The organism is Pseudomonas sp. NCIMB 10586, from assembly GCF_023127895.1.
Taxonomy (GTDB): Bacteria; Pseudomonadota; Gammaproteobacteria; order Pseudomonadales; family Pseudomonadaceae; genus Aquipseudomonas; species Aquipseudomonas synxantha_A.
Genome location: NZ_SPKQ01000006.1, coordinates 91300 through 102511, shown reverse-complemented (window position 1 = coordinate 102511; position 11212 = coordinate 91300). Strand labels below are relative to the sequence as shown.

The 11212-nt window shown below is 58.1% G+C and carries 11 protein-coding genes; 4 read left to right on the top strand and 7 right to left on the bottom strand.

The genetic code is table 11. The annotated features are described in order from the left end of the window. Positions 1 to 71 precede the first annotated feature (71 nt). The 4 genes from E4P01_RS01945 to E4P01_RS01930 all read right to left on the bottom strand — a co-directional run bounded on the left by E4P01_RS01945 (position 72) and on the right by E4P01_RS01930 (position 5708). On the bottom strand, positions 72 to 1028 hold the full coding sequence (locus E4P01_RS01945) for a TauD/TfdA family dioxygenase (protein WP_216092146.1): 957 nt from the start codon (positions 1026 to 1028) through the stop codon (positions 72 to 74). Positions 1029 to 1059: 31 nt separating this feature from the next. Next, a complete protein-coding gene (locus E4P01_RS01940) occupies positions 1060 to 1797 on the bottom strand; it encodes a TSUP family transporter (RefSeq protein WP_005791677.1) in 738 nt (245 codons plus the stop codon). Between the two features lie 332 nt (positions 1798 to 2129). Further along, the gene (locus tag E4P01_RS01935) at positions 2130 to 4586 is read right to left on the bottom strand and encodes a membrane-bound PQQ-dependent dehydrogenase, glucose/quinate/shikimate family (RefSeq protein WP_216092145.1); all 2457 of its coding nucleotides are present in this window, start codon (positions 4584 to 4586) and stop codon (positions 2130 to 2132) included. 219 nt (positions 4587 to 4805) lie between these two features. Next, a complete protein-coding gene (locus tag E4P01_RS01930) occupies positions 4806 to 5708 on the bottom strand; it encodes a GntR family transcriptional regulator (protein ID WP_005791674.1) in 903 nt (300 codons plus the stop codon). A 189-nt stretch (positions 5709 to 5897) separates the two neighbouring features. Here E4P01_RS01930 and E4P01_RS01925 point away from each other — a divergent pair, with 189 nt between their 5' ends. Then, entirely contained in the window at positions 5898 to 6665 is a 768-nt protein-coding gene (locus E4P01_RS01925) for a TIM barrel protein (RefSeq protein ID WP_216092144.1), read from the top strand. Between the two features lie 3 nt (positions 6666 to 6668). On the opposite strand, the gene E4P01_RS01920 is transcribed toward E4P01_RS01925, so the two are convergent. Further along, positions 6669 to 7757, bottom strand: coding sequence for an endonuclease/exonuclease/phosphatase family protein (locus E4P01_RS01920; protein WP_032879337.1), 1089 nt, complete (start codon positions 7755 to 7757; stop codon positions 6669 to 6671). A gap of 41 nt (positions 7758 to 7798) precedes the next feature. Beyond that, entirely contained in the window at positions 7799 to 8458 is a 660-nt protein-coding gene (locus E4P01_RS01915; RefSeq protein WP_005791669.1) for a YciC family protein, read from the bottom strand. A gap of 183 nt (positions 8459 to 8641) precedes the next feature. Here E4P01_RS01915 and E4P01_RS01910 point away from each other — a divergent pair, with 183 nt between their 5' ends. The 3 genes from E4P01_RS01910 (at position 8642) to E4P01_RS01900 (ending at position 10607) form a co-directional block, all read left to right on the top strand. After that, on the top strand, positions 8642 to 9367 hold the full coding sequence (locus E4P01_RS01910) for a DUF2076 domain-containing protein (protein WP_078822404.1): 726 nt from the start codon (positions 8642 to 8644) through the stop codon (positions 9365 to 9367). A 120-nt stretch (positions 9368 to 9487) separates the two neighbouring features. Then, positions 9488 to 9964 (top strand): NYN domain-containing protein, encoded by a 477-nt coding sequence (locus E4P01_RS01905; RefSeq protein WP_005791666.1) that lies wholly within the window; start codon positions 9488 to 9490, stop codon positions 9962 to 9964. Between the two features lie 31 nt (positions 9965 to 9995). Beyond that, positions 9996 to 10607 (top strand): 3'-5' exonuclease, encoded by a 612-nt coding sequence (locus tag E4P01_RS01900; RefSeq protein ID WP_032879341.1) that lies wholly within the window; start codon positions 9996 to 9998, stop codon positions 10605 to 10607. 140 nt (positions 10608 to 10747) lie between these two features. Here E4P01_RS01900 and E4P01_RS01895 read toward each other — a convergent pair whose 3' ends face one another. Next, positions 10748 to 11059, bottom strand: coding sequence for a DUF3077 domain-containing protein (locus E4P01_RS01895; protein WP_216092143.1), 312 nt, complete (start codon positions 11057 to 11059; stop codon positions 10748 to 10750). Positions 11060 to 11212 lie beyond the last annotated feature (153 nt).

The window sequence follows — 11212 nt, the reverse complement described above, 5'->3', positions numbered from 1 at the left end:
CCCAGTCGTTTTGATGACTGGGGGGTTACCTGAAAGCGTTGAATCAGAGCAAGGTGGTTGTCTTGAAGGGCTTAAAGCGCTTCAAGCGCACTGTCAAATTGCTTATGCGCGTCTGGCAGCGATTTGCTCGCTTGGGCGTGGATGCCGCAGGTGTACTCGATGAACGAATGCCCGGCGGTTTCAGACTGGGCAATATTGTAGTTCTGAAAGGGCAGCATGGCCCTGCGCACCGGCGACTGATCCAGGATGTTCTTGAATGTGGTGCTCGCGTCATCAGCGATCCACAGCCTTCTTACTTTTCTCTGCTGGTTGCCATCGATGAATTTATGCCGGGCATGCAGGACCCGCAGGTTATCCATCACCAGGATGTCCCCTGGCTCAAGGCTGATGGGGGTAATGTAACGCTCGTTGGTGGAGTAGTGGGTCTGGATGTATTTAAACGCCGCGTTGGCCCATTCGGGAATAAACGCAGTGCTGTCATACCGGTAGCGAATTCTTAACGTTTCGTCATCGATTTTTTCAAAGACTGCGCAATCGATGGACAACAAGTCGTCGCGGCAGTAAGTGACACTGCCGCTGGTCATCAATATTTTTAATGTATCAGCGTGATTGGCAAGCAGGTCATTGTAGATTTTCTGCCCATCCACCAGAAAGTTGTCGCCGCCAAATTCAGGCTTTGAAACGCACTGGAGAATGACGAATTTGGGTGGCGTGATTTTTTTCGCAGTGCCCTCTACGTAGGCGATGCCATTCAAGAATGACCCATCGGTATGCGGGAAAAAATCGCTCGACAGTTCGCCATGATAATCATCCTTGAAGCGTTGCCAGTCCTTGTTGATCGGCTCGCCACCGCCCACCACGCCATGTTCATCGGACTTGGTATGAAACTGAATCAGCCCGAACTTGCCGGCGGTCTCTCTAAAGGCTTCCAGAGAGTGGTCTTGAGGCTTGATAACGCAATATCCATGCTCTTTCAGAAACGTTGAGATTTCTTTGGTTTCAAAAAAATCAAACTTACGTATGCTCATTTCACGCTCCTTGTTTTATTGGAAGAACTTTTTACAGGCCGTTGAAAAAATGATCGAAGATCATCTTCAAACCAAAAAACGTCACCCCTGCCTTTAACAGCATTGCGCCGACACGCTGCGATATACGGTCTCTGAGAAAGCCGCCCAAGTACGAACCCAATGTAGAGGCGGTAATCATGATGATGATCAGGTTGGCGTAATCCATGAACGCAAAACCTGCAATAACAAAGGCGGCGACCTTGAGCCCGTGCAGTACGCTCATTTGCATGGCGTGGGTGACAATTACTTCGTTTTTATTAATATTCATCTTCATCAGGATGGGCTGCGATATCAAACCGGTTACGGCCACGAACAGTGAAAGGAAGGTTTGAAAAAAGCCCACCAGGGCAAAGTTTTTAAATATAAAACCCAGGCGTGCGACGATCTTGGTCCAGGTGATGGCCAGGATGAAGAAGCCGAGAATCAGTGATAAATATTGCTCGGGAAATTTGCCGATGAAGAAGTAACCGATGAACGCGCCGACCAGGCAGCCGATAACGTATTTAGGCAGGATTTCCACTTTTGCACTTTTGAAGTCAAACGCGAATCGACTGGCGTTGCTGACCATTTGAATCAAGCCGTGAACCGGTACAACCGCAGAAATGGGGATGAATTGAGGCATAACCGCAAGCAGTCCAATCCCGCCGCCCACGCCAATGGCAGCCGTCATGAATGACGTAATAAAACTGACGCCCACCAATAGATACAAACCATCAGAAAGTTCGAGCATTGTTAATTCCTATCCAATTTTATAAAACGTAAAGCATATATATCGATGCGCAGGCTTCTCACCGGCTGAGTAAACCGGGCGCAATCGCCTGCGAGCGCGCTGAGAGAGTCAGGCGCTTTGAATCTGGCGTAGAAGTGGGTATTGCTACGTGAATAAAGGGCAGCAGTGATGGCCGCTACTTATAAAATTCCCGCGATAAGTCATTAGCCTGTCATCACTCTGAAGTGATGCGATATGTGCCAGAAACTACGCCATGACTGAGGGGGGTAGAACATGTATATGTTTTACCCACCGATACGCTCATGGCGAGCCTCTCTTACAGCACTCGATTTTTACTGCTCAGGCAGGGCCCAGGCGATGATGCTGTCACCTAACTTGGTTGGGATTCGGTCATGACCGCCAACCACCGCCACCACGTACTGTCGACCCTGGCTCATGTAGGTCAAGGGCGAAGCCTGATTGCCTGCCGGGAGGCGTTCTTCCCAGAGCAGTTCGCCGCTTTCGCTGTTGTAAGCCCGCATGAACCGGTCAATAGCGGCGCCGATGAACGTCACGCCGCCAGCGGTTGTCACGCCGGTTGCATCACTCGGCGTACCGATTTCGAAGCGCATCTTGGAGGCGATCCCCCAAGGTCCACTGTCATAGCCTGTGCCGAACGGGCGGCTCCACACGACATCGCGAGTGCGCAGGTCGATACCGGAGATAAAGCCCCAGGGTGGCGCAATGCAAGGCTGGTCCAGGGATGACATCCACGGATCTTTAATCGCGCCGTAAGGCAGGCCGGCCTGGACGCGGAAGCCTTGGGCATTGCCCGGCGACTCCTGGAACGACTTGGCATTGATGGCGTCGAGTTGTTCGCGAGGCACCAGCCCCTGCATATAAGGAAGGCGCTGGTTATTGATGATCAGCAGCCCTCGCTTGAGGTCGACCATCACACCGCCCCAGTTCAAGCCGCCATGATGGCCGGGGAAGATCAGGCTTTGCTGGCCCACGACCGGCGGGGTGAAGATCCCTTCGTAGCGTGCCTGGCGAAATTCGAGGCGACATTGCATCTGATCGAAAGGCGTCAGGCCCCAGGCATTGGCTTCGGTCAGTACTTCCGGTGTTTTTGATGGACGCCCCATGGTGCTCGGCATATCCGGGGACAGTGGCTGGGTGGCTGCGGTGTAGTCTCCCGGGGCGGTGCCCTGTGGGACAGGAGCTTGCACGACATCCACCAGTGGTTCGCCGGTGGCGCGGTCAAGCACGAACAACTGGCCGGATTTGGTCGCCTGGATCACGGCCGGGCGTGGCCCGGCAGCCGTCGGAAAATCAATCAGGCTGGGTTGCGGGCTCAGGTCGTAGTCCCATAGATCATGGTGGACTGTCTGGAAGTGCCAGCGGACTTTACCGGTGGTGGCGTCCAGTGCGACCAGGGACGAGCTGAACGTGTCTTCTTGTGCTGTGCGGGTGCCGCCATAGAAGTCGCCCGCTGCGTTGCCGGTGGTGACATACACCAGGCCCAGTTCATCGTCGGCCGACAGCGGTGCCCACGAGTTGGGGGTGCTGAGGGTGTAGGTCTCGTTGTTACCCGCGGGGGCGTTGGTGTCTGGCCGGCCCAAATCCCAGGCCCACTTCTGTTTGCCGGTCACTGCATCGTAGGCGCGCACCACGCCCGAGGGGGCAGGGCGCACATCCGAGTCGAGTACTCGGCCACCGGTGATCACCACCCCGCGAATGACCAGAGGGGCAGACGTGATACCCGTCGAGCCTTTTCTGAAAGTGCCCAGCCCGTCTTTCAAATCCGCAAAGCCTGCGTTGCCGAAGTCGGGGCACGCCTGGCCGGTCAGGGCGTCTACCGCGCCGAGGCGAATATCATTGGTGCCCCAAATGATGCGCGAGGCGCACAAGCCACTGGCATTGGGGACTTCGAAATAAGAGACACCACGGCAATAGGCGCCGCCATTGGCGAAGTAGTCCGGGTCGACTTTGGAGTCGAATCGCCAGTTCTCCTTTCCAGTGGTGGCATCCAGGGAAATGATGATTTGCTTGGGGGTGCAGGTGTAGAGCGAGTTACCCACCTTGATCGGCGTGGCTTCGTTCAAGTACTTGGTTTTCTCACCGGGTTGCTTCACGTCGCCGTGGTGGTATTCCCAGGCTTTGACCAGGCCCGACACATTCGAAGGCGTGATTTGCGACGCGGCTGAATAGTGGTTGCCCAGGTTGGAGCCTGCATAGGCGGTCCAGTTGGTCTCGGTGTGTGACGCGGCAATATTGCCGTCTGGAGAGGCGACAGAACTGCGGCTGAAGGCGGCGGCGGGGCGTGTGGTGGCAAGCGTCGAGTCGGCAAGGTGAACGCTTGTGGGGAAGAACAGCGGCACCAGGATGGTAGCCCCCATCACCAGCGGCAGCACACCCATAATGGTGAAGTAATGACTTTTTCTGACGTTGGCAAAATCACGCCGTACCACGGGCCAGAACGCCAGGAACGGCACGCTGAGAACCGCCAGCCAGGCCAGGCGTGGAATATAGGCCCAGCCATCGTAACCAGACTCCCACACCGCCCAGGCATAGGTGGCCACAGAGGCTGCGCCATAAAGGTAGAGGCCCAGGGACTTTTTCAGGCCCAAGAGGATGGCCGATAACAACAGCGCGGTGCCCATCATCGCGTAATAGGGTGACCCGCCCGCGGCCATCAGCACGCCGCCTTTATAGGCCAGCATCACGCCAAGCAGGGCAACCACTGTGTTGTACACCCCGAACAGCAGGTTTGAGACTCCCGCTGCACTACCCAACGTCCTTTCGTTCATGGCCACCATCCCTGTGCGATTCGTTACGGATCCGAGTCCGAGCGGCGCGCATGATTGCCTATTGTTGTAACGAAATACAATATGTAGTGAAAAAATTAACTGTTTGGTGATTTTTTTGTATTCTGTTTTGATCAGAAACAATTGTGCTAGGCTGCTTGGCCCGTTATTGGGCGCGGTGATGGCGAAGCTGCGGCACTGACGGGTAGTCAGTGACGTGCTCTAGATTTGGCTTTCTTCTGGCACTGCGCGTTGATCAGTCTTGAGTCGGCCTACTTGATCCAGGTGGCGCCAGAGAAACTGTGCGGCTTCTTCACGCCGATCAGACTCGATGAGGTCGAGCAAATGGATGTGTTCCTGGCATTGCGCCTTAAGACGCGTGCGATCAATGTTGGCCTTGTAGCCCATAAAGCGCCTGAGCTGATTCTGGTGGCGTATGGCGTCGATGAAAAAAACATTGCCGGAGCACTGCACGATCATTTCGTGAAACTGGGCCCCCAGCTGGAACAGTTGCGCGCGGGACAAGGTCTGGATCTCGCCGTCGATCAAGGCCTGTTGCTGTTGCCTGGCCTGGGCAAACGCGGCGTGATTGACCTGATAACCGGGCTCAAGCAGCGCTGCCGGTTCGATGGCCATCCGGAAACGGTAGCTATGAATATGCGCCTGCGTGTTATGCACGAAGTCCTTGAGGCCCCACCCTTGGCCTGGCTTACGCTCCACCATGGCTTCGCCGGCCAACCGGTTCAGCACCTTGAGCAACTGCCCCCGGGGCACCTCATAGCGTCGCAACAACTGCGCTTCGAAAAAGTGCGCCGGTATTTCTCCGCTCAGAATGTCGTCGACCACGCGAAGGTAAAAGTCCTCGAACGGATCGCTGGCGCAAGGGACTGCGGCTTCCTGAATCTGCCCGGCACCTTGTTTGAGGAAATAGCCACGATTGGGCTCTTGAATGGCAAGGTCCCACTCGGCGAGCAAGGCAAAAACCCGCCGGATCGGCGAGCGCGACACCCCGAGCGCTTGCGCAAATGTCTGCTCGCGCAAGGGCTCACCGGCTTTCATCGAACGGGCGCGAACCATGTCGATGACGCGTGGGGCCAACTGCAGGGCGAGGTCTTTCTTGATCACAGGTTTTATTCCGAATGGTTAGCTTCAGTCCGTTCCCGTCGGGGCAGATGCCCCCACCGCACTGGAGTGGGAAAATACCATACGAAGAGCATGAGTATTTGCACTGACCACTTTCAATAGCGTGGCGCTGGAGCCGCGAATGAGGCTCCAGGCTGATGATTTGTTTATTCCCAGGATGGATAGTTACCCATGCTCAAATTCAATGCTCACCTCGGTTTCCAGTTCAACGAATTGCCTTTTCTGCAACGCATCGAAGCCGCCGCCGCTGCCGGTTTCAGGGCGGTGGAGTTCCCATCGCCCTATGAATTTGACGCCAGCCTGCTCGCCGATCACCTGGCTCAATACAACCTGCCGTTGATTCAGTTCGCAGCGCCGGCAGGTGTTACCAAAGGCATCGCTGCCTTGCAGGGCAAGGAGCAGGAATTTCGCGATGGGCTGCGCGAGGCGGCCCGCTATGCGAAGGCGCTGAACTGCTCGGATGTGCACATCATGTCTGGCGTGACCACGCCCCAGGATGAGAGCGCGCCTGCCTACGCAAGTAACCTGGAATACGCGGTCAAGTACCTCGAAGATCAGGGTTTGCGCGCGCTTATTGAAGTCATCTGCCCGCAGGCGATGCCCGGCTATTACATGTCTGACTTCAGCAAGGCGCAACAGGTGCTGGAAACCTTTACGAGTGTCGGGCTGATTCTGGATCTTTACCATGCCCAGCTTTTGACCGGCGACGCAGCCGGGGTACTGGCGCAGTTTTACGACAGGACCGTCCATGTACAAATCGCCGACAACCCGGGGCGTCACGAGCCGGGCACCGGGAGCATGGACTTTGCCGCCTTGTTCGCGGCGCTGGAGCAGCGTGGCTACCGAGGATGGATCGGCTGTGAATACCGCCCATCCGGCACCACGGTTGAAAGCCTTGAGTGGCTTAAGCCGCTGCGGGCCCAGGTGTTGAAACCCTAGGGGTTATTGTGCGGCAGGCAGCAGGAAGCGGGCGATCACCGGCAGGTGGTTGGAAATACGCAACGTATCGTCTTGGCGCACCTTCGCTTCCACGCGTTTGATCCGCGAGCTGTAGAACAGGTAATCCAGGGTGCGATCCGGGCCATCAAGGCTTGGGTCGTTGGGGAAGTGCGTCAGCCATTTCTCACGGTCGATGCCACTGGATTGGCTGTTGCTGGGGATCATCGGGTATTTGTCCCACAGCAGATGCAACTCACTGTCCGGCGAGTACTGGCCACGCTTGCCCGCGTCCAGGCGCAGGAACTGGCCCAGTGGCAGCAGGTTGAAATCCCCGCCAATCAACCAGGGCGTGCCGCGACCTTCAAGTTTATCCAGCAGCTTTACCGTGCTTGCCACTTGCTCCTGCACCGCGCTGCGCCCTGGTGCGCCGCCGTCCAGGCGGGTGTTGAGCACCGCCAGTTGGCCGCCATCGCTCAAGGGCAGATATGTCAGCAGCAGAGCTGGCTTGGGTTGGAACTGGCGGCTGATGACGTTGGCATCGGCGGTCGGCAGTTGCAGGCGCTCGGCGTGCTCGATCTGGTAGCGGCTGAGTGTCGCCAGCTTGCGCCCGACGCTGCCGAAGATATGCAGGCTGGGCACAAAGTCGGCTTTCCAGTCGAAGGCCTGGGCGCTGCACGGGTAGAGGTCGACCAGACGCTCCTGCAACAGCGCAAGCTGGTCCTGATAGTGGGACGGTTTGGCGCCTTCGTCGAGCTCCTGCAACAGCAGGATGTCGGGTTGTTCGTCGCGGATCACCCGGGCCACTTCGTCGAGGCTGAAGGCCATGTCTTCGACGGTCGGGCGATCGTCCGGGCCGCTGCCGTCCGGGGTGTCGTACCAGAACACGTAGTTCTTTCCGGCCAGGTATTGCACATTCCAGGTCATGACCTTGAGCGCCTGCCCCGGCAGCAGCGTCGGCGCACGGGGCGCCACGCAGCTGACGGGCAGGGTTTCTTTGTCGGCAGGGCGCCAGGTCAGGCTGTAGATCAGCGCGGCCAGCAGGCCGGCGATGATCAACAGGCTCAACAGGGTGATGCGCAATAAACGGGTCATCGGCTCGGCTTATATGCGTGTCAGAAGAGGCACGGAGCATATCACCGCGCGTCGGCGTCGCCACCGATCAACATGAATAAACGGAACAGCACCACGCTGGTAAACAACTGCAGGAAGCTGTGCGCACTGTCCATCAACAGCCCCAGCAGCGGCGCGGGCTCGGGATACGCCGCCACGCTGGCACCCTTGAGCAGCCACAACGGCGTCATCACGCACAGCAGGCACACCAGGATTCGCCAGAAATGCCCGCGGGTCAGGCGAAAACTCTCCTTCATCGCCTCCAGGGCCGGCATACCGCGCAGCACCAGCAGGTATTCGGCAAACGCCAACACCACCATCAGCCACAAGCCCGGCAGGAAATACAGCGACAGGCCCAGCAATATCAACAACGTGCTCATGGCCGTCAGCAGGGCGAAGCGCGGCCACAGGCTCAATGCCATGGCCCATACATCCTTGGTGCGTGGTGACTCGCCACGGGTGCGGGCGTCGAGAAACAGGATCAGGGCGCCGGTGTACAGCGGGTACACCAATAAACCCACGACCACGCTGTAGCCGGGAAACGCATCCGGGCCCAGCGTGTGGTCCAGTATTTGTTGCAGCAGGGCTTCAAGGATCACCAACGGCAGGCACAACTGCACGATGGCGCCCAGGTTGCGCTGGGTAAAACGCAAGGAGTCGCGCAAAACGTCTAACGGATTCATCAGGGTCATCACAGGCCTGGAAGCAGAGGGCCACACTTTAACCGATCAGGGTCCAAAGGGGCGCAAACGTAAACCTTGAGTAAAGACCATTGAAACAACTCGTAACATCCCCATAACTGGAAGGCACCCGGCCTGATCACAGGCGGGACCGGAATTTTTTATCGGCAATCTAACGAGGTCGCCATGAACAGCGAAGAGCAAACCCTGATCGATGGACTGTTTTCACGGTTGCAGCAAGCCGAAACGGACTCAGCCCCCCGCGACGCCCAGGCCGAAGCGCGGATCAAGGAGCACATGACTCGCCAACCCGCCGCCGGGTACTACATGACCCAGTCATTGCTGGTGCAGGAACATGCGCTCCAGGCTCTGGATGCGCAGAACAAGCAGCAGGCGCAACAGATCCAGCAATTGCAGGACGAACTGCAGCGGGCCAAGTCGGCGCAACCGGCGCCGGCCAGTGGTGGTGGGTTCCTGTCGAGCATCTTTGGCGGTAGCTCCCGCGAGCCACAGCCTGCGCCGAACAACTCCGGTGGCGGCTGGCGTGAGCCGGCGCGGCCGTCGTTCAACCAGCCAGCACCGCAGCAAAACTATCAACCGCCGCAAGCACCGGCTGGCGCACCCGTGGGCAGCGGCTTCCTCGGCGGTGCCATGAAGACCGCTGCCGGTGTGGCCGGTGGTGTGTTGCTCGCCGAAGGTATCAGCAGCCTGTTCCATCACAACTCGCAACCACAGGTGGTGGAAGAAATCATCGAACAACCGGCACCGGCCAGCGACCAGGGTGACTGGGGCAACGATGACCAGAAGTTTGCCGGCAATGACAGTTGGGGCAGCAACAATGCCGACAGCTTCGCTGACAGCGATTATTCCGACGATTCCTCTTCCTTTGGCGACGACGATTCTTTCGTCTGACACCTCTTGGCCCGGGGCGCCACGGCGCTCCGGTCTGATTTTTTCCCGGAAACGCTCCCTTGGCTGGCATACTGGCGCCCTTTCCGGGCGCTGGCGCCTGGCTGTCCATGAGGAAGTGCGGTGAAGAAAATTGCAGTGTTCGCCGATGTACAAAACCTCTACTACACCGTGCGCCAAGCCTATGGCTGCCACTTCAACTACGCCGCCCTGTGGGCTGACATCAGCGCTCGCGGGCAGATTGTCGAGGCCTATGCCTATGCCATTGATCGCGGCGACAGCAAGCAGCAGCAATTCCAGCAGATCCTGCGCAACCTGGGCTTTACGGTAAAACTCAAGCCGTATATCCAGCGCAGCGATGGCTCGGCCAAGGGCGACTGGGACGTGGGCATCACCCTCGACATCATGGACGCCGCCGACCATGTCGACGAAATCGTACTGGCTTCCGGTGACGGCGACTTCGACATGCTGCTCGAACGCATCATCCAAAAGCATGGCGTGCGGGCCGTGGCCTACGGCGTGCCGGGGCTGACGGCCAACTCATTGATACGCGCCGCCAGCCACTACGTGCCGATCGAAGGCGCGTTGTTGCTCAAATAGAAATAGATTGTTGAATGGAGTTGGAGCAGGTTTGGAACGTATAGCGGTCATCGACTTTGAAACCACCGGCATCACCCCCAGCAGCCAATGCCGGGCCACGGAGATTGGCGTGGTCATCCTCGAGCGCGGTCAAATCGTGGACCGCTACCAGAGCCTGATGAACGCCGGTGTGCGCGTACCGGCCTTTATCGAACAGCTCACCGGCATCAGCAACGCCATGCTGCGCGGTGCGCCACCGGCTGAGCGAGTGATGAACGAGGTCAATGAGTTCGTCGGCACCACGCCCTTGATGGCGCACAACGCCGCCTTCGACCAGAAGTTCTGGGACTATGAGCTCGGCCTGATCCGCCGCACCCGCCTGCAGAAATTCGCCTGCTCCCTGCTGCTGGCCCGCCGCCTGATGCCGGCTGCGCCCAACCACAAGCTCGGCACCCTCAACGCCTACGCCAAACTGCCCCACACCGGCCAGGCTCACCGGGCGCTGGCGGATGCGGAAATGGCCGCCAACCTCACGGCCCACCTGGCCCAGCAACTGCGCCAGACCCACGGCCTGCGCGAACTGTCCCATGACCTGTTATGCACCTTGCAGAAAGTGCCTGCCGCCAAAATCAATGAGCACCTGAAAAAGCATCGCGGGTTCTAAACCAGCCACCCTCTCAAGCACACCAAAGATCCAAATGTGGGAGGGGGCTTGCTCCCGATAGCAGTGTGTCAGCTAAAAATAAGCTGGCTGATACACCGCCATCGGGAGCAAGCCCCCTCCCACATTTAGTGATGCGGCGCCTATCGAGGCTGTGTGCACGCCAACGCCTGGTCCACCACTCCCTTCGCCATCTCCACCAAATGCATCACCGCCCGCTGCGGCGTCTTCATCACCTCTCCCGAGGCATGTGCCGTCTCCACCGCGCAATGCAACAAATCCGCCGCATGAGCCAGGGCGTCTTCGAAGCTCAGGTTGTCATTCAGGATAAAAATCGGCGCACCCGGGGCGGATGCCTTGAGGTAGTAGTCGATGGCACGACGGTGGAGCAGGGCGTCTTCGCTGAGGAAGTCGGTTTTGGACTTGGGTGGGTCGGGGGTGACTTTTTTGGCCATGGTGAAGCTTCTCCGTCAGGTAAGAAGCTGCAACCGTTCGCTTGCACACGAATTAGGGTGGCAGCAGTACGCAGGTGTGCAAGACCGAGACGGAGTCCGGTAGATCCGAAGATCTCCCGCGTACAGCTGCCATAACGCATAACGCGTGGACTA

Bases quoted from the DNA above. Each gene is read 5' to 3' on its own strand.
- E4P01_RS01915 (WP_005791669.1), bottom strand. From the start codon at position 8,458: ATGAATCCGTTAGACGTTTTGCGCGACTCCTTGCGTTTTACCCAGCGC.
- E4P01_RS01935 (WP_216092145.1), bottom strand. From the start codon at position 4,586: ATGAACGAAAGGACGTTGGGTAGTGCAGCGGGAGTCTCAAACCTGCTG.
- E4P01_RS01910 (WP_078822404.1), top strand. From the start codon at position 8,642: ATGAACAGCGAAGAGCAAACCCTGATCGATGGACTGTTTTCACGGTTG.
- E4P01_RS01940 (WP_005791677.1), bottom strand. From the start codon at position 1,797: ATGCTCGAACTTTCTGATGGTTTGTATCTATTGGTGGGCGTCAGTTTT.
- E4P01_RS01945 (WP_216092146.1), bottom strand. From the start codon at position 1,028: ATGAGCATACGTAAGTTTGATTTTTTTGAAACCAAAGAAATCTCAACG.
- E4P01_RS01925 (WP_216092144.1), top strand. From the start codon at position 5,898: ATGCTCAAATTCAATGCTCACCTCGGTTTCCAGTTCAACGAATTGCCT.
- E4P01_RS01895 (WP_216092143.1), bottom strand. From the start codon at position 11,059: ATGGCCAAAAAAGTCACCCCCGACCCACCCAAGTCCAAAACCGACTTC.
- E4P01_RS01920 (WP_032879337.1), bottom strand. From the start codon at position 7,757: ATGACCCGTTTATTGCGCATCACCCTGTTGAGCCTGTTGATCATCGCC.